Source organism: Prochlorococcus marinus XMU1408, from assembly GCF_003208055.1.
GTDB classification, from domain to species: Bacteria; Cyanobacteriota; Cyanobacteriia; order PCC-6307; family Cyanobiaceae; genus Prochlorococcus_B; species Prochlorococcus_B marinus_A.
Map to the genome: position 1 here is coordinate 158,843 of NZ_QJUE01000001.1, position 22,951 is coordinate 181,793.

Sequence of the window (22,951 nt, forward strand, 5' to 3'; positions counted from 1 at the left end):
TAAATAATAGAGATTATGAGTTTTCTCATCTAGAGCTTTTCTTTAGTATTATTAGATTGATTTAAATTTACAAATGAAAGATAACTTCGAACCTCGTTATGGATTTGTCAATTTTGCTGAAATATGGAATGGTAGGTTAGCCATGATGGGAATATTAATAGGTTTAACTACTGAGCTTTTAACTGGTCAGGGGATTTTAACTCAGATGGGAATCGGTTAAAAATTAGTTTTTAGTTTTAAATAGTTTGACTAATCTTCAAACCCCTAACCAAGTTTTACCTACATATAGTGTTAATGATTTAAATGAATCTATAGGCTTATTATTATCAAGAGGATTTGCGCCCAAATTTATACTTAAAGCGACTGTTTTGAAAGCGCAAATAAAAAAAGGTCATTTGTGGCTAACTTTTTCTGATGGAAAATCAAGTATTGATGGAGTTGCATGGTCATCAACACTAAAGTCTCTAAAATTTTTACCAAAGGAAGATGATGGAGTTGTTATTTTAGGTAAATTAAATTTTTGGGAGGCTCAAGCAAGAATATCAGTACAAGTTTTTGATATTCGAGCAAGTATTTCAACTGTTCTTAAGAAGTTCGAAATAGTTAAATCAAAACTTTTTCAAGAAGGTTTGATAGATGATTCATTAAGAAAAAAATTACCAAAATACCCTAGTTCAATTGGAATTCTTACAAGTGTTCCAAGCTCTGCTTTGGCTGACATGCTTAGAACAGCTAAAGAAAGATGGCCTTTGACGAAACTGCATATAATTCCTATTCCAGTTCAGGGTAATAATGAAAATGAAGTGAAGTTTATCTTAAAAAAATTGAAATTAAATAAGTTAGAACTAAAAGCGATAGTTTTAGCTAGAGGGGGAGGAAGCAGAGAAGACTTGATGTTGTTCGATAGTGAAACGATTGCAAGAGAAATAGCAACATACCCTATTCCTGTGATCACAGGAATAGGGCATGAAGATGATCTAACAGTGTGCGATCTTGTTGCAGATTACAGATCTTCTACCCCAACGGCTGCGATTGTTGATCTATTACCTTCAAGAGATGTAGAAAAAATTAATTTTTTGCAAAATAAAAAAATGCTCAAGGATTATTTCAAATTGTTTTTTCAAAATAAAAAAAGTTTTCTAATAACTAAAAAATCTTTTCTTCAATTATACTCACCTCGGCAATTAATAAAATCTAAAAGAATTAAAATAAAGCATATTTATCAGCTCTTGGACGTACTTTCCCCAAAAAGATTATTAAATAGAGGCTTTGCTTTAATTACCGATGGAGAAGGTAATTCAATTTATAGTGTAAAATGTGTTAAGAAAAAAGATAAGTTTTTAGTTCAATTATCTGATGGTAAAATTTCTGCAGAAGTTGATAATATTAATTATGATAAAGTATAAATTTATTAAATAAGAATTAATATTCTATGATATTAGTAGACGATTTTTCTTCAGATGATCTATCAAGGCCTAATAAAGATATTAATATGAAAAATCTAGAAATTTTGCAAAAGAATATTAAAAAATTAAGCTATGAAGAAGCTATATCGGAATTGGAAAATATTTTAATAAATGTGCAAGATGAAAATATTTCATTGGATAAAATTAAAAATAATTATATAAAAGGACATATGCTATTAAAACATTGTGAAGAACTTCTTCAAATTGTTGAACAAGAAATTAATGAAATTGATCCTAAATTTTTAGATATAGATTAACTTTATAAATCCATATCTTCGTATTTTATATCAATTGTTGCAGTACTAGCAGGAATATTTTCCAGATTATCTTTGTTTTTTCTTATGCTTGTTCCACAGATTGGACAAATACTTTCACTATTTAGGAAACTTGAGCCACAAGCTTCACAAGTTTGTAATTTTGATTGTATATTTTTCCAAGCAATCCATCCGGCTCCTCCTAAAAGTAATGGTATTAATGTAATTATTAAGAATATTCCACCTGCTAGATCAATAATAAGTTTTCCAGCTGGTGTAGGTAAAATCACAAGTAAAATAAATACCATCCAAATTAATGAAGATGGTTTATTCATGAGGATTTAAGATATTTACTTATTTATTGTAATTTAAATTTTGATGAATGTTTCATAAATGTTTAAACGTATCGATTGCGACGCATGCTTGCAATTACCACGCTCCAACATTGACCAAAATAAATAATTACTCCAACCATCCAAACCCAAAGAGTTAATACTAGGACTCCTCCAATGAATCCATAAGCTTGAAATCTTGATCCCAAAGAAAGGATACTTCTGCTAACTGCCAAATTGAGAATAGTTAGTAAAGTTCCTATCATAAAAGCTCCCGGAATTAGAGGCTTTAAAGGCACTCTTCTACTTGGTAGCAAACCTTGTAAAAGTAATGCCATAGTGGAAAAACCTATTAAAGGAAGCATGAATTGACCTACTTGAAGTACGGGTATTTTTGACATGGCATGTTCAATCCAAGGTGATGTGTTTGCTAATTCTTCCAAAACTACGCCAGGGATCATACGAATATTTGCACTGATTTGATCTATTACCATTAAAAAACCAACTAAGAGAACGACAAAAAAAGCTTCTATTCGATTTCTTATAAATCGAAATGCTTGAATTTTGAGCGGATCAGGTTTTGATTTAATTGGTAGAACGTCTTCCCATAATCTATCTGCTCCTCTTTGTAGTGTTAGATAAGCATTGCCAGCAGTGATCATCAAGAACATTGCGCCAAGAACTCCAGCTCCGAATCCTTGATTAACTAATTTTACTAGAGTTGAATCGACTAAACCCACCACTGATGGTGGTAACACTTGCGCAGCAAGAGAAATTATTTGTTGATCTAAACCTTGCTGCTTTCCTAAAAACCACGATGCAACTGATAAAGAGATAAGTAGTATTGGGAAAAAAGATTGAAGAGTGTAGTAGGCAAATGCTGCGCTCAAATCAACACAATCACATTTAGACCATCTTTCATAAGCTTTCCAGAGGCTGCTAAAAAACCATCTTGCTTTTTGACTCCAGTTCAAGCCCACTTTGGTTTGAGAGTATTTACTATTACGCTACCTCGTATTGAGAGGATTTCTTGAAGTTGAATCGGTAGATTTAAAATCAGAGTTTTTTAATGAAGCCAAATTTATGTTCTTTCACAAACCAAGATAGATAATTAATTCTCTTTAATTAGTGCATTAGCCCAAGGAAGCATCTTTTTTAATTGATCTTCAGAAGATGCTGTAAGTAATGGGAAATTTACTGAGGTTAGATCTGTACCAGTGAGAATATCTTTTGGATTAGTTTCTAGCCAGTTGATTAGACAATTTAATTCTTCAAGTATTAACCAAGCGGCTGCAATATCCCAAATTTTTGGCGTTGCTTCAAGAGCAGCAATTGTTTGACCTATTGCAACACTAGTCATATTTAGACTGGAGACCCCAAGTAATCTGATTTTTCCTGGGAAAGACTGTTCTGGCTTCATTTGTAAAACTTTAATTGATCTGCTACACAGAGAAATGCAGTCACTATTTTTCTTCAAGCGAGATTCAGGTTTCAGTGGTTTATTGTTGAGCCAAACGCCTTTCCCTCGAATGGCAAGAATTCTTTTTTTGAGTGCTGGTATGTCAAGGAAAGCTGTTTCCGGTTGTCCATTTGTGAAACGTGCTATGGATATTGCCCAGTAGGGAATACCCGCTGCGAAATTTGTTGTTCCATCAAGCGGGTCTACTACCCAATATGCACTTGAGCTAGGAATTGACTTTTTTCCTTCTTCACTCAGAACACCTTCTCCTCTAGCAATTTTTGCTAAACCTTCAACTATTGTTTTATCGCTCCATCTATCGCATTCGGTAATTAATGTTCCATCTGGTTTTATATCAGAATTAATTTGACCAAAATCTTGAAGTTGACGTCTTCCAACTTCATCAATTAAATGATGAATTGAAATCAACTGAGCGTTGTTAAGTGGTTTAGATATTTGGTTTGGATTCATTGTTGTTAGGTTAAAAGCCTATATCTGACATAAAGGAATCAAGTTTGATTCCTGGAGATTTGAAGGAATTTCATTTTGTGGATGCTGTTGATTGACTTTGATATCACAAGGCTTGATGTTTTCTAATCCAGTTTGTCTACTTAAGTCGGCTAATAAGCTGTTATAGCTAGTGACAGAAATAATATAACGAACCTCTGAATCAGTTAAATCTCTTTGGTTGTTGACAACTTCTCTTTGGGTCGTAATACCTGATTTGTATCTAAGCTGAGCAAGCCTTAGAGACTCTCTTGCAGATAAAACTTCTATATATGAAGCAGAAATATTTAATTTAGCTGATTCTAGTTTGAAGAAGACTTCTTCAACTTCTTTTCTAATTTGGGCTCTTTTTAAGGCAAAATTCAGCTTTGCTTCTTTGGATTTACTTTTATTATAATTATATAAAGATCTTGAACTACCTCCATCAAAGATAAACCATGTTGCATTAAGTCCAATAGTATTAGAAAAACTAGAAGATGTATTGCTAGTATTTGGTGAAATCTTGTTTAACTCCCCTTTAGCAAATGAAGAGGTGGCTGTATTTACTATACTGATTTTTGGTTTTCCAGCAGCAAGGGCAGCATTAGCATTGTTCTCATTAATTGATATATCTAGTAGGATATTATCAAGTTCTTCTCGTGCATTATAAGCCGCAATAATACTATCCTCTAATGATAAATCCCATATACCTATAACTTTAGTTTTTGAACCAATTAACGGAGTTACATCTTCTGGAAAATTAAGTATTTCAGCAAGAGATCTTTGACCAATTTTTTGATCTCCTAATTTAATATTTAACAACTGTTGATCTCTGGCTAATTGTGTTTTTGCTTCAAGAACTTCTAATTTCGTACCAATACCTGATTCAAATCTAATTTCTGCATCCCGTAACCCGAGAGCTGATGATTCAAGAGATTTATTAGCTACTTCTATTTCTTCATTAGCTTTTTGCAAATTAAAGTAGCGCTTTTTTGCTTCTAATTTTAAATCTCTTAAAACTATTGAGTAAGTATGCTTTGCTTTTTCCAAACTATCTCTAGCTGCAGTTATTTCTGGTACTCTTGCAGGATTAATTAAATCCCATTTGATTTGAGCACTTATAGAAGAGCTCCATTGTTTACTAGAAGTATCTTGTATTAAACTTGATTCATTGTAATTATTTGATTCAAAATATTGAGGAATACCGTTAGCGGTAAGGTTCAAAGTTGGGTACCATAAAGATAATGAATTTCTTAAGATTGATTTTGCTTGGTCAATTTTTTCTAAGTAAACCTTAATTGTTCTGTTGTTATTTATAAGTATGTTTTCTAATTGATCAATATTAACGTTTTGAAAAGTTTTTACCAAAACATCTCTTGGTCTAGTTGGTAGAGAAAGATTATTAGGTGCACTTAATTCATATAAAATACCTTGTTTATTTTGACTTCGATTTTTATTTGATTCATCTATTACTCTTGTTTTAGAATTTATTGTTTGCGAACTTGTGGCCCATAGAGGATTTAGTCCAGATATGAACAATCCTGCAACAATCAGGAACTTTCTCTTCACTCTCCCCATAGTTATAAGAAAAAATTGAGATGGATTTGGTAAGGCAATTATGCTTTACCAAGTGCTTTATTCACGATGTCTTGTGCATCATGAACGATTCTTATGGATACATTAAGTGAAGAGCATAGATCTTGAAGAGTCATGTCATCAAGAAAAATTTTTTCTCCTTGTCTAAGCATGACTGATGGGAGAAGTAACTCATCTCCTAATTCTTTATCTTTGAGTCCTTGTATCAGGTCTTGACCAGTTAGTAATCCAGTAACTATTTGTTCTTGGCCCCAATATGGACTTGGAATCCCATAAAGATGAAGTTGTAGATTATCTATTTTATTTAATCGTTTTTTAGGCTTTAGTAATTCATTCTCAACAAGTTTGCCTACGACCCAGCTGCATGTTCTTTTTTGATGGATTTTTTTTGGGAGATTTGTTGTAGCTTCATCCATTGCTTTAAGAAAACTGCGAATACTTCCCACTCCGTTTTCTTTTTGAGGAAAATCTTCATAGGAATTTAAAGTTGGTAAAGGTTGTTTCGCCAGTAAATACCATTCATCAGACAACCAAGCAAACCTGGATCCAGTTGATTCATAAAAAATTTTCTGCATTGACTCAACTTGATTGATGACTTTTTTTGCACACTTAGCATCAACGGGCCTGAGGCCATCATTACTGGGTCGAAATCTTGTTAATCCAACTGGCACAACTGCTGCTGAAAGGACAGCTGGAAAATCTCCTTGGGCAAAATTAAAAAGATCATTGAGAGTTCTTTCTAGGGCGAGACCATCATTTATTTCAGGACAAACAACAATTTGAGCATGAATTTGTATTCTCTTTTCGGAGAACCAAGCTAACTGTTGTAAAAGCTCAATAGCATTAGGATTTTTTAGTAATTGCGCCCTTAAAGAAGGGTCCGTTGCATGAACTGATACAAATAGGGGGGTGAGTCTTTGCTGATCAATTCTCAACCATTCCTCTTCAGAAAGGTTAGTAAGTGTTAGGTAAGAACCATATAAAAAACTTAGTCTGAAATCATCATCTTTTAGATAAAGGCTTTTCCTTTTGCCAGAGGGCTGTTGGTCAATAAAACAAAATGGACAATTATTATTACATTGCTTTAATCCATCAAATAAAGCTTCGGTAAAAGCAAGACCTAATTCATCATCTTGATCTTTTTCGATTTCAATCTCATGTGTCTTTCCTTTCTCATCTAATATCTTAAGTTGAAGGTTGTCTTCAGCAATCAGAAATTTATAATCAATAAGATCTCTCGGTTTAACACCGTTAATACTAATTAATTGATCACCAACTTCAAATCCAAGTTCATCGCCTATTGAACCTGCTTCAATGGATTCAACAATAGCTGGTTTTATTTTTTTTTCATTTATTTTTTTTGAGCCCATTTCTTCTCAGGAACTAAGAACATGTGTTTATATCTTTTTCGTTTGGGTTGAGAAAATTAAATTGAACTTGAATAATCTATTATTATTTTTTAAATATAGTAAATTTTCAACAAAAAGCATTTTAGAAGCTTTTTGACTCGTCTCTTTATCGAATGATGATTAAACTGAATCGATAAAAGCATTGCAATCATTGCAATGAACAAATGCTTAAGAATTTTTTTTTAAACTTTATTATTTGTATTCTCATGACATTTTGGTTTGGTATCGACTTGAATGTAAATTCATAGAAGGTTGAGCTGAAAACCAACTCAGTTTTATTAATTCTGATTTACCCAAACAATCCCAACAAGCCCATAACTAAAGAATCGTCCTATCTATCAAAGCCAAGGACATTGCAATTTTGGTCTAGCACAATGGTTGTCCTGCCGGTTTTTGTTCAGGCTCCATGGGTGCATGTGTTTCCTTTTTCAGCGTTTTTATTTAGTTTTATAATATTTTTTCTTGGTTTTTATTTACAAAATTTTAGTACCTACAAATGGACTTCTGTGGGGTCTCTATTGGTTGGCGTGAGTTGGAGTTGGTTAGGAGGATGTCTTTTCTGGGGATGGCTTAGGGCTCATCCTGTTTGGCATTTGCCTGTTGAGTCCATAGCTTTGCCAATAGCGGCAAGTCTTTTAAATACTAAATGGAAAATTGGATCAAGTTTTTATTTAGCATCTTTATTAGGAACTGCTTTTACTGACTTGATGATTGTTTTAACAGGAGTCATGAAGGCATGGCCTGAAATTGTTGAAGCGCCCTTCTCAGAAGCCTCCAAAATGTTGAGTTTGACGGCGGAACAGTTATTGTCACCATTTTCTCTCATATCAATTTCTATTGCTGCACTTTTAATTATTTGGATTGCGAATTGGATGAATCAAAAATCAAAAATCGAACCTTCTTTTTGCGATGCCTGGCTTGTGTCTAGTGCAGCTTTGACAACTACCTTATGGGTTGATGGTTTATTTTTTGCCACCACATTGCTTGAACCCCAATTAAGTGGGTTGATCTGAAAACAAATATTTATGGATTTAAATACTGGATTTCTTAAAAATGATTTTTACTCAAGCAATTGGGATGTGGTTGTTATTGGAGCAGGGGCAGCGGGTTTGATGACCTCTCTTGAACTACCATCAAAATTGAAAATATTACTGTTAAATCGAAATACAAGTAAGCGTTCTTCCAGTAGATGGGCTCAAGGTGGAATGGCTGCTGTTACTCGAGTCGAAGATAGCGAAGATATTCATGCTTTGGATACGATTAAAGCTGGTGCAGGTCTTTGTGATCCTGAAGCAGTTCAGATGTTTGTTGAGAGTGCTCCGAGATTAGTAGATAGACTTTTAAAACTGGGAATGGAGTTTGATAGAACCTCTGGAAAATTATCTACAACTCTTGAGGCTGCTCATACGCATAGAAGAGTACTTCACGTAAAAGATAGAACTGGAAAAGCATTGGTTGATGTTCTTAATGAGCAAGTTGATCGAAGAGATAATGTTCTTCATCAAAGAGGGATAAGAGTGACTCAGATATGGGTTGAAGGAGGTAGATGTCTTGGGGTGCAGGTTTTGGATGGACCAGCTTTGCGTTGGATAAATGCTAAGGCAGTTGTTTTAGCTACTGGTGGAGGAGGTCATTTGTTTGCAAACACAACAAATCCAATCCAAGCTGCTGGTGAGGGGATCGCTTTAGCATGGAGAGCTGGAGCGGTAATAGAAGATCTTGAATTTTTTCAGTTTCATCCAACTGCACTGAAATTGAATGGTGCGCCTTCTTTTTTAATTTCTGAAGCTTTAAGGGGAGAGGGTGCTGTTTTAGTGGATTCCCTAGGAGAAAGTCCGGTAGCCCAACTTGAAGGGAAAGACCTTGCATCTCGTGATCAAGTAAGCAGGGCATTATTTAAAGCAATGCAGAAGCAGAAAGTTGATCATGTAGGTCTTGATGTCAAATCTATTGGTGTTGAGAATGTAGAAGCACGTTTTCCATCAATTTTTCAAAGGTGTAGAGAGCTTGGCTTAGACCCTTTAAAAGAAGTAATCCCAGTTGCACCATCTGCCCATTATTGGATGGGTGGTGTCTATACAAACTTAAAAGCACAAACAAATATCACAGGACTTTTTGCCATAGGGGAAGTGGCATGTACTGGACTTCATGGTGCAAATAGACTCGCAAGCAATTCATTAATGGAATGCTTGGTTTTTGCTAATCAAATGAGAGATATTGAATTAAATAACTTTCAAACTTCTGATTTATCAGTAAAAAATTCAAGTTTTAAAAAGGTGAATCTTCGCTTTTCAAAGAAACAAGGAACACAGTATTTAATAAAAGAAATCGAAAAACTTCGCCAATTGTGCTGGCGTGAGGCTGGAGTTGATCGATCGCAAAGAGGTATGAGTGCTGCGCTTGCAAAAGTTAAACGAGATTATGAAAACCTCTTAAACGAGCCATTATTAAATTTAGTATTTTCTCAGTCAAAAAATGCAATTAATCAATTTGATGAAATTGCCAGGAGAGATCTTAATTTGCTACTTGATTTAACTAATAGGCAAATGGCGAGTGCTCTTATGTTAGAGGCTTGTTTATTTCGCGAAGAGAGTAGAGGAGGTCACTTTAGAGATGACTTTCCAAATTCAGTACCTTTTTGGCAGTGTCATACACGACAAGTAAAAGGGATGCACATCCACACTCGTCCTGTAAGTGATATGTTTTTCGAGTTTAAAAATCGTTAGTGTTTTTGTAATTACTTAGTTCTGCTAATTCTTTTAGACTCTTAACTCCTGAATCAATTGAACCATTAATTTCCCAAGAGGGGAATCCTGTTATACCTTTAGCTTCACAAAGCTCTCTTTTATTGTTAAATCCATCTTTTGCACATTCTACTAAATTTAATTTTTTAGAAGCTTCTTTCCCGAACATTTCTTTTTGATCATGACAATGTGGACACCAATAAGCGTTATACATTACTGCTCCTTCTTTTGTTAAATGTTCAGCGAGTTTTATTTTTTCAGGTGAACTTATAGCTATTACAGCAGGTGGCATCCCTTGAACATTGTTTGCAACTTCCTTGGTAGATGGATCAACTGATGATGACCAAATTAGGCCTGCCAAAAGGACTGCTACTGACATGATAAAACCTCTAAAAAACAATACTCCATAATCTTCCCAACCACCTCCAAATATATTTAATAATAGAATTGAAAGTGATATAAGACAAGAAAGAAGACAGAAAAAACAGAAAGCTTTTATTTTAAATATCATTACTGATATTAAAATTAAGCTAAAAATAAAATTCGATGTAGCTATGTAAAAAGATCCCCACCATGTAACTTTTGATATATTGCTTTTTTGGTTTTTGAGAATAGGTATTAATGGGAATACTGCCATTAATAATATTAATAAATAACTGATTAAACCTATTAATGATAATGGAATCGAAAAATCGTTTATGTGAAAGAAAGTACCCCAAGGACTATTTAAAACTTTATCGCAGCCTCCTAATCCACCTGGGCAATTTAAATTTCCTATTAATCCCCATTTATTCAATGTTATTGATCCTGTATCAATAACTCCAACTGTTGATAATATAGCTATTGTTACTCTCGCCCATTTAGAACCCATATCTAGGCGTCGACGACTTTTTAGTCTTGAAGATCCCATGCAAGAGAATTCTGAATAATTGAATTTATTTTTTATTCTAATGAAGAATTTATTTAATGTATGAATTATCTAAATCAATTTCAATGTTCTTTATAATTTTGAACCATTTAATTATTTTATTTGGTATTAAATATAAATTGCTTAAATAAATTTTCTACTATTAAGAGTGATTTATTTGTTCAGATTAATTTAATAGCTTTCAAGGCTTTTTGAATCACGATTGCTGCAGCAAGACCTGCGCCAACAAAAACTAAGTAAAAAAGAATTCCCATTTGATTTAAATTTCTCAATTAATAATAGAACATCATTGCGTTATCTTAGGAATTTATTAATCTTGAATGTATTCTTTACCGGACGTCAGGCATTGTTCTGCTCGTTGCAATTCACGTCCAATGTAAATGGCATGATCTAAGCAACTGATAGGGAATGGACCATGACCCTCTGAAATTTGAATTCCTACTTGCTTGGCACTTTTCCCTCTGTAAATATTACTTGGTTGATTCCTATTTTTTGTTTTGCAACTAATTGGCTCTCCTGATTCTGGATCTATAGCTCGACCTTTTTGATCAATATTGTTTAAATAATGTTCAAGTATTAACTCATTCGTAAGAGGTTCGATTTTAATTAAGAAATAACCTTTTGGATCAAGATCTATTTGTCTCTTAGATAATTTATCATCTAAAAGCTTTATTGAGGGAATCAAGTCTTTTTGAAGATCTATATTTTTCATTTCTTTAATTTACAAATTAAAAAGAAGATACACAAGCTTCTTATTTTTTTTTATTCAATTTTTAGATATTCCTTCATAAAAATTTATCCTGAAATAAAGCTTTTTAAGATTAAAAAAATAACTAAGTTCACAAAAATAAAAGATAAATAAACAATACCTGGATTTTTCAGGCCTGCTGGTGCTGTCAGCTCATATCCAAACAGAGTAATAACACCTTGAGTCCCTTTATCTTTATAGTTAAAAATCCCTTGCGCAAAGAAAGGTTTGTCTTCATTAGAATTGGCATCATCTTCCTTGGCGGTAGCCGATTTATCTGTCTCCTGAGAATCAAGTAAATTGTTGTCTGTCATTTAAATTAAGTCTTTAATTTTTCTGAAGTTACTATGTATTTGATAGTTTTGGCTCTTCAAACTTAAAAGGTACTTCATTGTTTGTAGCGTTTATTTGATCAAGCATTAACTTATTTGCTTTTGGTAGCCATTCTCTTATTAATGAATCCATTGCTAAGTTGTACCATCTATGAAGACTTGCATTGGGTTTAGCAATAAAACCTCTTCGTTTTTTGTGACTCCCCCCAGCGCCAGGATCAAAATATCTTATTTTATTTGCTATTGCCCACTCAATCGGGGAGTAATAACAAGTCTCAAAATGTAAATTATCTATATTTTTTTCTGAACCCCAATATCTTCCCCAAAGCATATTCTCGTTTTTTACACATAATGACATTCCAATAGTTTTGTCACTTCCTTCTTCTTTTGCTTCAAATAAAATAATATTTTCTTTGATTTCTGTTGATGTAAGTTCAGTGAAAAATGATTCAGTGAGGTATTTACTTCCCCATACTCCCCATCTTGAACAATGAAGTTTATAATAATAATGCATTTTTTTTAAATTAATTACATTTATTTGAGACCCACTAAGAGGTTGAACCTTTACTCCATATTTTTTTATACTTGCTCTCTCTCTTTTAATATTTCTACGTTGATTGGAATTAAAATTTTTTAAAAAATCAGAAAAATTGTTTTCTTCATTCAATCTCAATAAACTTTGTTGGTTTATCCATTTAGCGCAATCTAGAGATTCAGCTACTTTCATCCATTTAGGATCTACATATAAAAAATTACAACTTAGAATACCATTTTGTTTAGCAAAACTATCAATTTCAGAGAATAATATTTGTGTGAGCTCAATTTCATTAACTCCTTCAGCAAAAAGAAAGCGATAACCCTCTATTGGACTTAATGGACTCATGCCTATTAGTTTTGGATAATATTGAAGTCCCATATCTTGAGCTAGTTGAACAAAGGCATTATCAAAAATGAATTCTCCATAACTATGAGATTTAAGATAGAGAGGTGCACATGCAATTACATCATTTTCACTCCAAGCAGAGAGAAATAATGGTTGCCATCCATATTTTGTATTTACACTTTCTGATCTTTCTAATGCATTTAACCAATCCCACTTATAAAAAGGAGTTGAATTTTCTTTTAAGAAATTATCCCAAATAATTTTAGGAATTTCTTGGATTGATGCATGCCATTTGATTTTTATATTTTTCATTTATTTTATACTAAATCTATATTTTGGATAAATTATTTCTAAAATATCTGATAAGTAATTCATTATTACCGAGCTTTCTACTTTCTTTTAGAATCCAATTATTTTTTTTATTCATTATCGTATTTAAGTTTCTTAATTCAGATGAAACCCAGCAGTAATCTCCTCCTAGCAGATTAGGCGTAATGGTAATTTGTAATTCATCTATTAGATCCTCTAAAAGAAAATTTGAAATAAGATTTGCGCCTCCTAGTAATACAATTTTCGCAATACCTTTTTGATATAAAACATCAAGAGAATCACGCCACGTGAATTTTAAATTTATTTTTTTATCGAATCCATTATGAAGCAGACTCTCATTTTTCTTTTCTTGCTTTTGGATCAACCATCTTTGAAGAGGTTGTTTAAAAAAAGGCCAAGTGGCTGGAAAGTCTATTTGATTGCTGGCTATAAGAGCAATTGGCTGTGCATTTTTTCCTTCTAATGTTCTTTGTTTTAATAAGTTTTTATTTTTAATGACACAAATAGATTGATGATCTCTCAGCGTTTGTCCTCCCATTAAAATTCCATCTGACCAAGCAAGTGATTCTTCTAAAACCAAACGATCACCAGACTGACCTAGTTGTGTTTTTCCTCCTTCTGGATAAGCGATACGTCCATCAATACTAGAAGCTAAAACTAATCTAACCCATTTTTTTTTCAATTATCTCAGCAAGCCGACCTTATTCTTTGAGTCTTTAGTATCGATTTTTGATTCGGGTACGCTTGCATATACTTCAGCTGCATTGTTTGGACTCTCCTGTAGTTTTATCTTATATAAATTTGCCCCAATTGCATTAATTGGATTAGTTAACTTATCTGAAATATGTAATGCAATATTTTCAGCTGTAGGTACACAATTTGTAAAATAAGGAATATCTTTATTTAAAAAAGTATGATCAAAAGGCTCTACAACTAAATCATTAATTAAACTATTTAAGGCAGATAAATCACATATCATTCCTGTCCTAGGGTTTATTTTTCCTTTGACAGTTATATCTATTAAATAATTATGACCATGTCCATTAGGTCGCGCACATTTTCCAAATATTTTTTCATTTTCGGTTTGTGGTAGGTCTTCTCTGGCTAGGCGATGAGCAGCTGAAAAGTGTGTTTGAACTGTTAAATAAGCATCCATAGCATTTCCTTGATAGTCAGCCCAGAGTTTTGGGTTTTCGTAAAGTCGAAGAGATTTTAGGGGTAAGTGAGATTTAAGGCGCTTCCATATAATACGCACTAAACTTTCGGTTGTGGGAAGGCAACCTTCAGGTTTAGATAGGTCAAACTCTGGCCATGTGTCATTCAAAAAACGAAAGTCAAGCTGACTTGTTACTTCGTTTTTTATGGCATGTTTTACATCTGAAAGGTTTAAGACCATGCCATATTTATTCAGTTCTCCTTCCATGGTTACGATTAACTCGTAATTATGACCGTGGCCAGGAGCTATTGAGCATGGGCCAAACAAAGCTGAATTATCATCATCAGATAATTCAGGAAGCCTATACAGGTGACTTGCGCTGAAGCAGGCTCGCCTTGTAATTACACAGCTTCTCCCCTCTCCGTGAGGGAAATTAGATGTGATTGCTTCCATAATTTTTTCACATCAAAACACATCTTAATAACTTTTAGCTACTTCTGTCTTTATGGCCGTCCAATCAAGCCCTCAAACTCTTAAAGAAAAGTTAGGTGGTCGAAATATTTTTTTGATAGGAATGATGGGTTCTGGCAAAAGTCAAACGGGACCAGTTCTCGCGAAAATAATAAATTATGCTTTTGTTGATACTGATGATGTTATAGAAAAAGCTTCTAAACAATCTATTTCATCTATTTTTGAAAAAGATGGTGAAAAAGTCTTTAGGGATGTTGAAAAACAAGTTTTAAAAGAAATTAGCCAACATCATTCTCTTGTAATTGCTACTGGAGGTGGTTTAGTTTCACTGCCTGAAAACTGGGGAATTCTTCATCAAGGAATCGTTATTTGGATAGATCTTGATTTAAAACGTTCAATTAAACGATTAGAAAGTGATAATAAGAAACGCCCTTTACTAATTGGGGATGACTTGGCTAATAATTTTAATCAGATTTATGAAAGTAGAAAACCTATGTATTTAGAATCAGATTTGAGAATAGAAGTTGAGGATCAATCTCCATATGAAGTAGCAACTATGATTGCTGAACGTTTACCAAGTATCCTTATTGATCCGGAGACTCAAGCCGAACGGCATACCACTGAATTGTAAAACCTGTTTTGATTTCTAGGTCGCAGGCTGTATCAAGTAAATGTTGTGCAGCTTCTTCTATTGAAGACTTACATGCAAGATCTAGTGGTAATGAATCAAATTTATTTAACCAAGTTTGAAGCCATAAAAGAGTTTGGTCTTTAGTCAGGAATTGTTCACTTTCTCCAGGGACCAAAACAACATAATTATCCATTTCTCTAATTAGCGGATCAGACATGAGACAGAAATTTTTCTTATTTTTGGTTTCTATTTTAATTATTTTTACTTACACAGGTTCTGTACTTGCTGAAACTATTATTGAAACAAATAATTTTCAACCATCTAAGCTTTCTGAACGCAAATCAAATTGGCCTGATTGGCGCTTACCTTTTTCCATTAAACGTCCAGGATTGAAAGATGATTTGATTTACCCTGATTGGTTTGAAGGGGTATGGGATGTCACTAGCGTGATAGAAGGTGGTAAGAATAATAATAAGAATCAGGAACCTATTATTCACTCAGCTAAATTTATTCACAATACCTCTGGTAATTTAATTGCCGACCGTGAATACAACACTAATTCTTATGCTTTGAGCTCAAAGACTGGTGGTTTTTTATCAGTAAAGAATGATCCTAAATCTCCTAATCGTCAGGTTGCTAAATTAACTGAAGATAGGTATTTAGAGACAAAAATCATAGGAAGATTGCAAGAAAAAATAAATAATAATATTTTTATAACTGATGAATTAATCTTACAAATTTTGCATACACCAGAATTCAGCAGGGTTAGTCAGGTCGAAACATTAACTGAGTTTAAAAAATGTAGATCTAATCAAAATAATGAAATAAATCTGAGCGATTTTAATATTTGTGGCGAACAATTTCAGGCAATTTATAATCAACCTGGTCAAAATGTCATTTCTTTGCCAATTAAAACAGAGAAATCTAAATTATTACTTAGAAAGACTAATGATGGTTAGTTATTTCTAATTGATCTTCAATTAAGTCTCTCCATTTAAAAAGATTTTGAAGACTTGGATCATTTAAATATAAAGAACAACCTTTCCCAGCAAGCTTTTCTCCAGATGAACTTGGAAATTTGAGTAGTGATAAGTGTGATGCTACAGAAATATCAGCAATAGAAAGCTTGCCTCCAAAAAGAAAACTTTCTTGAACAATTAAATTTGATAGGTATTCAAGATTTGATTTTAGAGATTCTTTCTCTTTCTGGTTTATTAATCTAGAAATCTGACTAGCAAAATTTGTAGGTATATTAAAAAGAACTTTTTGCATAGAATCCGAAATTTCGTTGGCGAATAAAGAGGGAATCAATCTTGGATTCTTAGAAAGCTCCTCCAAAAAGACAATTTTTATAGATTTTGCCAAAGTTGTATCTGCCCAATTCTCAATTATTTGTGCCTGAGAAGCTTCCTTTGGACCCTCTGGTATTAATTTTGGTTCTATTTCAATTTTCTCTAAGTGTCGTATTATTAAACTTGAGTCATGGATTGTTGTTTCCTTATCAAAAAGTACGGGTAATTTTCTTTGTCCTGTTTTTTGAAAGATATCTATTTGCCCTATGGCTGGAGTTATCTCAACGGTTCGATATTCAAGCTTTTTTGCAGCCAAAGCCATTCTTACTTTCAAGCAATAAGGTGAGTGCCTAAATTGATGAAGTTCCAACATTTTATGTTCCTTCAAATGGTTAGCAGAGTAGCTATTAATTCAGTCTTTTGGTGGTGAAAAATGGGTGAGTTTTTTTCTAATGTTTCTAGATATCCCAAATATCTCATCACAATAGTTTTGGGGGTTTTCACTTCTGCCATTTCTCCATTAATTAAAAGAGGTAGTAATCCGATCACAGCGATTGCTCTAGTTGGGGCGTTGTTAAGTGGACTTCTGACAATAATTTTCTTATTAAAGGCTATGGCTTTCCCTGTCTCAATTACTTAGTTATGGCTAATTCCAGAAGGGTTGAAAAATTAGCAGCTTTACTAAAAAGAGAAGTTAGTGAACTTTTAGTTCATGGTGTTAGAGATGAAAGAATTCATCAAGCTATGATCACAATTACTGGTGTTGAAGTCTCAGGGGACTTGCAACATGCAAGAATTTTTATAAGTCTTTTTGGTGAAGAGAAAAAAAAAGCTGAAGTACTAGTTGGTTTAGAGGAAGCAAAAGGATTTATTCGTGCTGAGCTTTCTCGAAGGCTACAAATGAGACGATCCCCTGAGCTTGTGTTCAAGATTGATAAAGGTATGACCAAAGGTCCTGCAGTTTTAGACCTTCTAAATTCATTAGAACTTGAACGTAAAAGTAAAGATATAAGTAAAGACTTATAGATTGTCAAAATTATTGATGAATAAATCTGATCTTAGAAGACAAGTTGCTGAATTATTTATAGTTCGAGCAAGTGGATTTAATCTTGATTCACAACGTTTATATCCTAACTTAGAGGCATCTAATTCAAATCTAAAGAGACTTTTAGAAGAGGGTGTTGGTGGAGTTATTTTTTTCGGAGGAACTGTAAAAGAATTAGAAGTTCGTTGCAATGTCTTAAAGAAATGGTCTGGCAAACCTCTTCTCTTATGTGCTGATATTGAGGAAGGTGTTGGTCAAAGATTTTATGGAGGAACAAAGTTCATTCCTCCAATGGGTATCGCTCAGATTTATAAAAAAGATCATAATTTAGCAATTTCTTTTGCTGAGAAAATCGGTTATTTTACTGGTAAAGAAGCAAAAAATATTGGTTTAAATTGGCTGTTAGCTCCAGTCTGTGATATCAATAACAATTCAAATAACCCGGTTATAAATCTAAGAGCTTGGGGAGAAGAACCTGAAACAGTAAAAAGTTTAACTTGTGCTTTTCAGAGGGGTGTCTCTAGAGCAAAAATGCTGACTTGTGCGAAACATTTTCCTGGGCACGGAAATTCTGAAGTTGACTCTCACTTGGATTTGCCAGAAATACAGAATGACTTATCTAAATTAGAGAAATTTGAATTGATTCCATTTAAATCTTTAATCAACCAAGGAGTAAATAGTGTCATGATCGGACATTTATTTTTTCCAAAGATTGATCCTATTTACCCTGCAACACTTTCAAAAAGACTGATTACTGATTTGTTACGTATCAAATTTAAATACGATGGTTTAGTCGTCAGCGATGCGTTAGTTATGAATGCAATATCTAACAAATATAGTAGTGATAAGGCTGCAGTCTTGGCATTTGATGCAGGAATTGATTTGATTATGATGCCAAAAGATATTGATGAGGCAATTGATTCTCTTACCGATGCTTTTTATTCAGGAAAAATTTCTATAGAAAGGTTACATATATCTAGGGAAAGAAGAAAAAAACAACTTGATTTAATTAGTAATAAAAAGGATTTTAAAAAAGAAGAATTTAGGAATGACGATATAAAGAATAAATTTTTGTTAGATGTTTCTAGATTTAGTGATTCTATAATAAAAAAATCAATTTTCATCAGAGAAGAAAGTACTATTAAAGCTGAGGTGAATCATATTAATCTTATACAAATTGATAATTTTGATCAAGTATCAAATAAATTTTTTCCTGCATTAGATTTACCTAAGGCAGTAGGTTTTAAAAATTTAATTATACATCCCTTTGGTATCAGTCCATGGACAAAAACTAATAAAAAATTGTTAGAATTGAGGCAACTTGGTAATAGTAAAATTCTTGTTCAGCTTTTTGTAAGAGGTAAGCCATTCATCGGATTAGATTATCATAATGATCATTGGTTAGATGCTATAAAAAATTTAGAAATTGAGGAAAGATTATCAGGAATTGTTATATATGGATGTCCCTATTTATATGATAAAATAAAAGAAACTATCCATGAATCTATTCCTTTGGCTTATAGCCCTAGTCAAATAGAGGAAGCACAAAATCAAATTTTAAGCCGTATTTTGCAATTAAAAATAGTTCAAAAAGAAATTGATAAAAAATTAAGTAAAGAATTTACTGATTAAAAATTTTTTAATCAAGAAATTAGTATTTAAGAAAAACCTTATTATTGTCTAGATGACTGCATAGTTATTCTTTAGACTTAATAGGAATGAAGCATACAGAAATGACTTTAACCGACAAGAAGATAATTATTACCCGTGCCCAAGAGCAGACTTCAGAGGCACGTGCGATTTTTATAAAAAATGGAGCTGAGGTATTTGATCTTCCTTCATTAGTTATTGGACCTCCAGATGACTGGGCTCCTTTAGATGATGCTTTAAAGAAAATTTCTACCTTTGACTGGATCATCTTTTCGAGTGCAAATGGTGTGAGAAATGTTGAACATAGAATGCAAGAAATGGGCTTATCTTTGTCGGAAATTTCTAAGACTATTCAAATTGCCTCTGTAGGAAGAAAAACAGCTGCTTTGTTATCAGATATAGATGCAAAGATTAGCTTTGTTCCTCCTAGCTTTGTTGCAGATAGCCTGGTTGAATATTTCCCTCAGAATCCAAAAGGTTTAAAACTATTTATTCCCAGAGTGCAAACTGGTGGCAGATCAATATTATCTGACTCTTTCAAATTAAAAGGAGCAGAGGTTACTGAAGTAGCTGCTTATGAATCTTCTTGCCCTAAAGATATACCTCAAAAGACTATAGATGCTTTGAATAGTGGAAAAATAGATATTATTGCTTTTACTAGTGGTAAAACAGTAATTAATACTGTCAGCTTATTGAAAAAATATTTTGGTGAGAATTGGTTAAATTTGATTGAAAAGATTAAACTTGTTTCGATTGGACCTCAAACAACTATTAGCTGTAAAAACCTTATTAGAAAACCTGATAAAGAGGCTACTCCGCATGATCTTGAAGGATTATTACAAGCTTGTCTAGAAATAAATTTTAGTTAAATTTATGATGATTTTTCGACGAGTTCTTTAAATCCGTCAAGATTCTTTTGTAATTCTTTTGTGACCATCCCTCCAAGAATATTTGCTTTCATCAGATTTGCTAAAACTTGGGGTAATTCATAAGATATTTTTAATTTAACAACAGTCTTATAGCTCTCTTCACTATAAAAACGTACTGAACCTTTAGTAGGTAGACCACCAACTGATTTCCATTCCAATTTCTCTGCTTCTACTCTTTCTGTTATTTGAGCTTTCCATTTAAAACGAAAGCCATTAGCTGCCAGTGTCCACTCCGTTAAATCGGGAAGTGTCGAGGTCTTTTCATCGACTGTCTTAACTGACTCAATCCATGTCATCCACAAAGGCATTGAATCTAAATCACTCCAAAACTTCCAGACAAGTTCAACTGGTGCATGGATTTCATTGATTACGGTGTGATCAAGCCACTTTCCCATTTCTTAAGCAACCGAAGAATTTTTTGCTAGTGAAACAGACTTTGAGAGCATTGCTGAAGCAGCAAGATGTCCGCTCATTGTTGCTCCTTCCATAGAGTCAATGTAGTCCTGTTTTGTGTAACTGCCTGCTAAGAAGAAATTATTAAAAGAAGTTTTTTGATCTGGTCTGTATGGCTCCATTCCAGGAGCCTCCCTGTAGAGAGAATGAGAAACCTTGACCACATTGCTCCATAAAAGCTTTAAACCTCTTGAAGAGGGAAAAAGGGACCTTACCTGTAAGTCAGTATGTTTTACAATTTCATCTGAGGATTTGGTGATCCAAGGATCTCCAGGGGTTAAAACACATTGAAGTAGCGAGCCCTGATCATCTTTTTTATAGTCTTCTGGGCTTGATAAAGCTAAATCTGCAAAACAACTAAAATCCGCATCTGCTGTATATAACAAGTTGTCTAAACCAGATGGACTTTTTAGGTTTGTTTGAGCTTGCTGATTGTTGATCTCAGTTACCCAGCCATCGTATCTAAGTTGGACTGTCGCGACTGGAACAGCATCAAGTTTGAAAAGGGAGTCAAATTCGTTAAAACGTCTCCATGATCTAGGAATTATTCTTTTTATACCAGACACATCACAAGCAGCTAGATATTTATCTGCTTGAATTTTTTGTTCACCCTCTGGAGTTTGCAGGGTTATTCCGGTAACAGATGGTTGGTCTGAATCTTCTGAATGAATTTCTTTAACAATATTCTCTAGGTGAAGTCTTCCGCCTTTTCGTTCAATGTAATCGAGTATTGGCTTGGTGAGCCATTTGTGGGGTGAGCCTTTCAATAGGTTGAGCTTGGATGCCTCTGTTTTCGAAGCGAACATCATAAAGATGGTAAGCATGCATCTTGCAGAAATAGCTTCGCAATCAATGAATCCCAGTGCATATGCAATAGGATTCCACATCCTTTTGATACTATTTAGGCTGCCACCATGGTTGAGAAACCATTGTTGAAAGCTTATAGAATCTAGGGATCGTATTGTTTCCATCGCACCCTCGTAGTCAATAAGCCCTCTTACTATCGGACTTGTTCCAAGAGCAAGAGCATTCCTTAGTTTGTCAATCCAATTTAATTGAGGTGTAGTGAAGAAGGCTTTTAAACCATTAAAAGGAGCTCCTGCAAAAAATCGAAAATCAAGTGATTTAATTTCACCACCCTTGTTAACAAAAAGGTGAGTGTGGTCTTTTGGTAAAAGATTTTCAAATGCTCCAACTTTTCTCATTAATGCAAACAGATTGGCGTAGTTGAAAAAGAACACATGCAAACCCATTTCTATATGATTGCCATCGGAATCTTCCCAGCTTCCAACTTTGCCTCCCATAAATGGTTTTGCTTCATATAGATCGACCTCATGGCCTTCATCGACAAGGTCAACTGCAGCAGTCAATCCTGCTAAACCTGCACCTATTATTGCGATTTTCACTCGTTTAATTAGATGGATACACTAACTCTATGAATAAAAACTCTTTTTTGGCACTTTTAAAATCGAATATAATTAATAGAGTGTTATTAAAGTTCAGAAAACTAAATGAGTGAATCAAACGCGCCACCAAAAACTCATAAAGCTCAAGGAGGTAAAGGAGTACTTATTACCACTTCTGCATTGGATCAGTTGTCTAGACTTTGCAAAGAACAAGGCTCAGGAAAGTTATTGAGAGTAGGAGTTCGTTCGGGAGGATGCAGTGGTATGAGTTACACAATGGACTTTGTGTCTGCTGATGATATTCAAAAAGATGATGAAGTTTATGAATATTCAGTTGGTAGCAGTTCGTTTAAAGTAATTTGTGATCCAAAGAGTCTTTTGTATATATATGGTATGCAGTTAGATTTCAGTACAGATTTAATTGGTGGAGGCTTTAACTTTACTAATCCTAATGCATCACAAACTTGTGGCTGTGGCAGTTCATTTGCAGTTTAAATTTAACCAATAGAATTTTTAAATTAACAATGGATCAATCAGAGGAAAGTTTTTTTGAAAAATCACTACAACGCTATAAAGCTGGGACAGCAGCAGAGGATTTGATTGAAGATTTTCAGAAAATAGCTTCTACTACTCCTAATAATGCTGCTGCATGGACATGCTTGTCTTGGTTGCAACTTTTATGTGATTCGCCTCAGGAAGCCTTGCAATCTGCAAGGTATGCAGTGAAACTCAATGGACAAGATCCACAGTCAAGGATAAATTTGAGTCTTGCATTATTAGAAACAAATTCTAAGGGAGTTAGAGATCATATTGATTATGTTAAAAGAGCTATGTTGGTTCTTCCTGAATTAGAAAAAGAATTAAAAGAATCATTTGAAGATGGTCTTTCACGAAAACCTAATTGGAAGACGTTACTAAAAATAAAAAGATGGTTAGATCTTTAATAGATGA

Annotated in this window: 29 protein-coding genes; 13 read left to right on the top strand and 16 right to left on the bottom strand. The window is 33.6% G+C overall.

Going from position 1 to position 22,951, the window contains the following annotated elements; translation table 11 throughout:
- Positions 1-73 precede the first annotated feature (73 nt).
- The 3 genes from DNJ73_RS00780 (at position 74) to xseB (ending at position 1,723) form a co-directional block, all read left to right on the top strand.
- A complete protein-coding gene (locus tag DNJ73_RS00780; protein ID WP_011294091.1) occupies positions 74-220 on the top strand; it encodes a chlorophyll a/b-binding protein in 147 nt (48 codons plus the stop codon).
- 25 nt (positions 221-245) lie between these two features.
- Positions 246-1,406, top strand: a complete 1,161-nt coding sequence (xseA, locus tag DNJ73_RS00785) for an exodeoxyribonuclease VII large subunit (protein ID WP_158465825.1) — start codon at positions 246-248, stop codon at positions 1,404-1,406.
- Between the two features lie 86 nt (positions 1,407-1,492).
- Positions 1,493-1,723 carry an exodeoxyribonuclease VII small subunit gene (xseB, locus tag DNJ73_RS00790; RefSeq protein WP_257473267.1) on the top strand — a complete coding sequence of 77 codons (231 nt, stop codon included), beginning with the start codon at positions 1,493-1,495 and terminating at the stop codon, positions 1,721-1,723.
- A 2-nt stretch (positions 1,724-1,725) separates the two neighbouring features.
- Here xseB and DNJ73_RS00795 read toward each other — a convergent pair whose 3' ends face one another.
- The 5 genes from DNJ73_RS00795 to DNJ73_RS00815 form a co-directional block, all read right to left on the bottom strand.
- The gene (locus DNJ73_RS00795; protein ID WP_158465827.1) at positions 1,726-2,055 is read right to left on the bottom strand and encodes a hypothetical protein; all 330 of its coding nucleotides are present in this window, start codon (positions 2,053-2,055) and stop codon (positions 1,726-1,728) included.
- A 62-nt stretch (positions 2,056-2,117) separates the two neighbouring features.
- Positions 2,118-3,032 (bottom strand): YihY/virulence factor BrkB family protein, encoded by a 915-nt coding sequence (locus tag DNJ73_RS00800; RefSeq protein WP_158465828.1) that lies wholly within the window; start codon positions 3,030-3,032, stop codon positions 2,118-2,120.
- A gap of 131 nt (positions 3,033-3,163) precedes the next feature.
- A complete protein-coding gene (locus DNJ73_RS00805) occupies positions 3,164-3,982 on the bottom strand; it encodes an inositol monophosphatase family protein (protein WP_158465829.1) in 819 nt (272 codons plus the stop codon).
- A gap of 18 nt (positions 3,983-4,000) precedes the next feature.
- Complete coding sequence (locus tag DNJ73_RS00810) at positions 4,001-5,575, bottom strand: TolC family protein (RefSeq protein WP_158465830.1); 1,575 nt, start codon at positions 5,573-5,575, stop codon at positions 4,001-4,003.
- Positions 5,576-5,613: 38 nt separating this feature from the next.
- Positions 5,614-6,963 carry a TIGR03279 family radical SAM protein gene (locus DNJ73_RS00815; protein WP_158465831.1) on the bottom strand — a complete coding sequence of 450 codons (1,350 nt, stop codon included), beginning with the start codon at positions 6,961-6,963 and terminating at the stop codon, positions 5,614-5,616.
- A gap of 413 nt (positions 6,964-7,376) precedes the next feature.
- On the opposite strand from DNJ73_RS00815, the gene DNJ73_RS00825 reads away from it, so the two are divergent.
- Both DNJ73_RS00825 and nadB read left to right on the top strand, forming a co-directional pair.
- A complete protein-coding gene (locus tag DNJ73_RS00825; protein ID WP_257473268.1) occupies positions 7,377-8,015 on the top strand; it encodes a DUF3120 domain-containing protein in 639 nt (212 codons plus the stop codon).
- Positions 8,016-8,027: 12 nt separating this feature from the next.
- Positions 8,028-9,728 (top strand): L-aspartate oxidase, encoded by a 1,701-nt coding sequence (gene nadB / locus DNJ73_RS00830; protein ID WP_158465833.1) that lies wholly within the window; start codon positions 8,028-8,030, stop codon positions 9,726-9,728.
- On the opposite strand, the gene DNJ73_RS00835 is transcribed toward nadB, so the two are convergent.
- The 7 genes from DNJ73_RS00835 to DNJ73_RS00865 form a co-directional block, all read right to left on the bottom strand.
- Positions 9,715-10,656 carry a vitamin K epoxide reductase family protein gene (locus DNJ73_RS00835; protein WP_158465834.1) on the bottom strand — a complete coding sequence of 314 codons (942 nt, stop codon included), beginning with the start codon at positions 10,654-10,656 and terminating at the stop codon, positions 9,715-9,717. The genes nadB and DNJ73_RS00835 overlap by 14 nt on opposite strands.
- 179 nt (positions 10,657-10,835) lie before the next feature.
- Positions 10,836-10,928 (bottom strand): cytochrome b6-f complex subunit PetL, encoded by a 93-nt coding sequence (gene petL / locus DNJ73_RS00840; protein ID WP_158465835.1) that lies wholly within the window; start codon positions 10,926-10,928, stop codon positions 10,836-10,838.
- Between the two features lie 56 nt (positions 10,929-10,984).
- Positions 10,985-11,386: a DUF4346 domain-containing protein gene (locus DNJ73_RS00845; protein WP_158465836.1), complete on the bottom strand. Its 402-nt coding sequence runs from the start codon at positions 11,384-11,386 to the stop codon at positions 10,985-10,987.
- Positions 11,387-11,469: 83 nt separating this feature from the next.
- Positions 11,470-11,736 carry a hypothetical protein gene (locus tag DNJ73_RS00850; RefSeq protein WP_158465837.1) on the bottom strand — a complete coding sequence of 89 codons (267 nt, stop codon included), beginning with the start codon at positions 11,734-11,736 and terminating at the stop codon, positions 11,470-11,472.
- 31 nt (positions 11,737-11,767) lie between these two features.
- Positions 11,768-12,949 (bottom strand): GNAT family N-acetyltransferase, encoded by a 1,182-nt coding sequence (locus DNJ73_RS00855; protein ID WP_158465838.1) that lies wholly within the window; start codon positions 12,947-12,949, stop codon positions 11,768-11,770.
- Between the two features lie 16 nt (positions 12,950-12,965).
- Positions 12,966-13,649 carry a RibD family protein gene (locus tag DNJ73_RS00860; RefSeq protein ID WP_158465839.1) on the bottom strand — a complete coding sequence of 228 codons (684 nt, stop codon included), beginning with the start codon at positions 13,647-13,649 and terminating at the stop codon, positions 12,966-12,968.
- Complete coding sequence (locus DNJ73_RS00865; protein WP_158465840.1) at positions 13,650-14,576, bottom strand: 6-pyruvoyl trahydropterin synthase family protein; 927 nt, start codon at positions 14,574-14,576, stop codon at positions 13,650-13,652.
- A gap of 52 nt (positions 14,577-14,628) precedes the next feature.
- On the opposite strand from DNJ73_RS00865, the gene DNJ73_RS00870 reads away from it, so the two are divergent.
- Positions 14,629-15,225 (top strand): shikimate kinase, encoded by a 597-nt coding sequence (locus tag DNJ73_RS00870; RefSeq protein ID WP_158465841.1) that lies wholly within the window; start codon positions 14,629-14,631, stop codon positions 15,223-15,225.
- Here DNJ73_RS00870 and DNJ73_RS00875 read toward each other — a convergent pair.
- Complete coding sequence (locus DNJ73_RS00875; protein ID WP_158465842.1) at positions 15,179-15,442, bottom strand: chlororespiratory reduction protein 7; 264 nt, start codon at positions 15,440-15,442, stop codon at positions 15,179-15,181. The genes DNJ73_RS00870 and DNJ73_RS00875 overlap by 47 nt on opposite strands.
- On the opposite strand from DNJ73_RS00875, the gene DNJ73_RS00880 reads away from it, so the two are divergent.
- Positions 15,441-16,184: a DUF6816 family protein gene (locus DNJ73_RS00880; protein ID WP_158465843.1), complete on the top strand. Its 744-nt coding sequence runs from the start codon at positions 15,441-15,443 to the stop codon at positions 16,182-16,184. The two genes, DNJ73_RS00875 and DNJ73_RS00880, sit on opposite strands and share 2 nt — an antisense overlap.
- Here DNJ73_RS00880 and DNJ73_RS00885 read toward each other — a convergent pair.
- Positions 16,171-16,890 (bottom strand): glutathione S-transferase family protein, encoded by a 720-nt coding sequence (locus DNJ73_RS00885; RefSeq protein WP_158465844.1) that lies wholly within the window; start codon positions 16,888-16,890, stop codon positions 16,171-16,173. The two genes, DNJ73_RS00880 and DNJ73_RS00885, sit on opposite strands and share 14 nt — an antisense overlap.
- A 60-nt stretch (positions 16,891-16,950) precedes the next feature.
- Between DNJ73_RS00885 and DNJ73_RS00890 the strand changes: the two genes are divergently transcribed.
- The 4 genes from DNJ73_RS00890 to DNJ73_RS00905 all read left to right on the top strand — a co-directional run bounded on the left by DNJ73_RS00890 (position 16,951) and on the right by DNJ73_RS00905 (position 20,081).
- On the top strand, positions 16,951-17,157 hold the full coding sequence (locus tag DNJ73_RS00890; RefSeq protein WP_158465845.1) for a DUF751 family protein: 207 nt from the start codon (positions 16,951-16,953) through the stop codon (positions 17,155-17,157).
- A 2-nt stretch (positions 17,158-17,159) separates the two neighbouring features.
- Positions 17,160-17,543, top strand: coding sequence for a 30S ribosome-binding factor RbfA (gene rbfA, locus DNJ73_RS00895; RefSeq protein WP_158465846.1), 384 nt, complete (start codon positions 17,160-17,162; stop codon positions 17,541-17,543).
- A 16-nt stretch (positions 17,544-17,559) separates the two neighbouring features.
- Positions 17,560-19,194 (top strand): glycoside hydrolase family 3 N-terminal domain-containing protein, encoded by a 1,635-nt coding sequence (locus DNJ73_RS00900; protein WP_158465847.1) that lies wholly within the window; start codon positions 17,560-17,562, stop codon positions 19,192-19,194.
- 86 nt (positions 19,195-19,280) lie between these two features.
- Positions 19,281-20,081, top strand: coding sequence for a uroporphyrinogen-III synthase (locus DNJ73_RS00905; protein WP_158465848.1), 801 nt, complete (start codon positions 19,281-19,283; stop codon positions 20,079-20,081).
- Between the two features lie 2 nt (positions 20,082-20,083).
- Here DNJ73_RS00905 and DNJ73_RS00910 read toward each other — a convergent pair whose 3' ends face one another.
- Together DNJ73_RS00910 and zds are read right to left on the bottom strand one after the other, a co-directional pair.
- On the bottom strand, positions 20,084-20,536 hold the full coding sequence (locus DNJ73_RS00910; RefSeq protein WP_158465849.1) for an SRPBCC family protein: 453 nt from the start codon (positions 20,534-20,536) through the stop codon (positions 20,084-20,086).
- 3 nt (positions 20,537-20,539) lie between these two features.
- On the bottom strand, positions 20,540-22,000 hold the full coding sequence (gene zds, locus DNJ73_RS00915) for a 9,9'-di-cis-zeta-carotene desaturase (RefSeq protein ID WP_158465850.1): 1,461 nt from the start codon (positions 21,998-22,000) through the stop codon (positions 20,540-20,542).
- Between the two features lie 105 nt (positions 22,001-22,105).
- Between zds and DNJ73_RS00920 the strand changes: the two genes are divergently transcribed.
- Complete coding sequence (locus tag DNJ73_RS00920; protein WP_158465851.1) at positions 22,106-22,495, top strand: HesB/IscA family protein; 390 nt, start codon at positions 22,106-22,108, stop codon at positions 22,493-22,495.
- Positions 22,496-22,524: 29 nt separating this feature from the next.
- Positions 22,525-22,944 (top strand): hypothetical protein, encoded by a 420-nt coding sequence (locus DNJ73_RS00925; protein WP_158465852.1) that lies wholly within the window; start codon positions 22,525-22,527, stop codon positions 22,942-22,944.
- Positions 22,945-22,951: the final 7 nt, after the last annotated feature.

Coding starts and splice junctions, on each gene's coding strand:
- DNJ73_RS00835 (WP_158465834.1), bottom strand. CDS start 10,656: ATGGGATCTTCAAGACTAAAAAGTCGTCGACGCCTAGATATGGGTTCT.
- DNJ73_RS00875 (WP_158465842.1), bottom strand. CDS start 15,442: ATGTCTGATCCGCTAATTAGAGAAATGGATAATTATGTTGTTTTGGTC.
- DNJ73_RS00870 (WP_158465841.1), top strand. CDS start 14,629: ATGGCCGTCCAATCAAGCCCTCAAACTCTTAAAGAAAAGTTAGGTGGT.
- DNJ73_RS00925 (WP_158465852.1), top strand. CDS start 22,525: ATGGATCAATCAGAGGAAAGTTTTTTTGAAAAATCACTACAACGCTAT.
- DNJ73_RS00920 (WP_158465851.1), top strand. CDS start 22,106: ATGAGTGAATCAAACGCGCCACCAAAAACTCATAAAGCTCAAGGAGGT.
- xseB (WP_257473267.1), top strand. CDS start 1,493: ATGAAAAATCTAGAAATTTTGCAAAAGAATATTAAAAAATTAAGCTAT.
- petL (WP_158465835.1), bottom strand. CDS start 10,928: ATGGGAATTCTTTTTTACTTAGTTTTTGTTGGCGCAGGTCTTGCTGCA.
- DNJ73_RS00910 (WP_158465849.1), bottom strand. CDS start 20,536: ATGGGAAAGTGGCTTGATCACACCGTAATCAATGAAATCCATGCACCA.
- DNJ73_RS00855 (WP_158465838.1), bottom strand. CDS start 12,949: ATGAAAAATATAAAAATCAAATGGCATGCATCAATCCAAGAAATTCCT.
- DNJ73_RS00805 (WP_158465829.1), bottom strand. CDS start 3,982: ATGAATCCAAACCAAATATCTAAACCACTTAACAACGCTCAGTTGATT.
- DNJ73_RS00810 (WP_158465830.1), bottom strand. CDS start 5,575: ATGGGGAGAGTGAAGAGAAAGTTCCTGATTGTTGCAGGATTGTTCATA.
- rbfA (WP_158465846.1), top strand. CDS start 17,160: ATGGCTAATTCCAGAAGGGTTGAAAAATTAGCAGCTTTACTAAAAAGA.
- DNJ73_RS00845 (WP_158465836.1), bottom strand. CDS start 11,386: ATGAAAAATATAGATCTTCAAAAAGACTTGATTCCCTCAATAAAGCTT.
- DNJ73_RS00795 (WP_158465827.1), bottom strand. CDS start 2,055: ATGAATAAACCATCTTCATTAATTTGGATGGTATTTATTTTACTTGTG.
- DNJ73_RS00815 (WP_158465831.1), bottom strand. CDS start 6,963: ATGGGCTCAAAAAAAATAAATGAAAAAAAAATAAAACCAGCTATTGTT.
- DNJ73_RS00885 (WP_158465844.1), bottom strand. CDS start 16,890: ATGTTGGAACTTCATCAATTTAGGCACTCACCTTATTGCTTGAAAGTA.
- DNJ73_RS00890 (WP_158465845.1), top strand. CDS start 16,951: ATGGGTGAGTTTTTTTCTAATGTTTCTAGATATCCCAAATATCTCATC.
- DNJ73_RS00905 (WP_158465848.1), top strand. CDS start 19,281: ATGAAGCATACAGAAATGACTTTAACCGACAAGAAGATAATTATTACC.
- DNJ73_RS00880 (WP_158465843.1), top strand. CDS start 15,441: ATGAGACAGAAATTTTTCTTATTTTTGGTTTCTATTTTAATTATTTTT.
- nadB (WP_158465833.1), top strand. CDS start 8,028: ATGGATTTAAATACTGGATTTCTTAAAAATGATTTTTACTCAAGCAAT.
- DNJ73_RS00850 (WP_158465837.1), bottom strand. CDS start 11,736: ATGACAGACAACAATTTACTTGATTCTCAGGAGACAGATAAATCGGCT.
- DNJ73_RS00780 (WP_011294091.1), top strand. CDS start 74: ATGAAAGATAACTTCGAACCTCGTTATGGATTTGTCAATTTTGCTGAA.
- DNJ73_RS00900 (WP_158465847.1), top strand. CDS start 17,560: ATGAATAAATCTGATCTTAGAAGACAAGTTGCTGAATTATTTATAGTT.
- DNJ73_RS00825 (WP_257473268.1), top strand. CDS start 7,377: ATGGTTGTCCTGCCGGTTTTTGTTCAGGCTCCATGGGTGCATGTGTTT.
- DNJ73_RS00865 (WP_158465840.1), bottom strand. CDS start 14,576: ATGGAAGCAATCACATCTAATTTCCCTCACGGAGAGGGGAGAAGCTGT.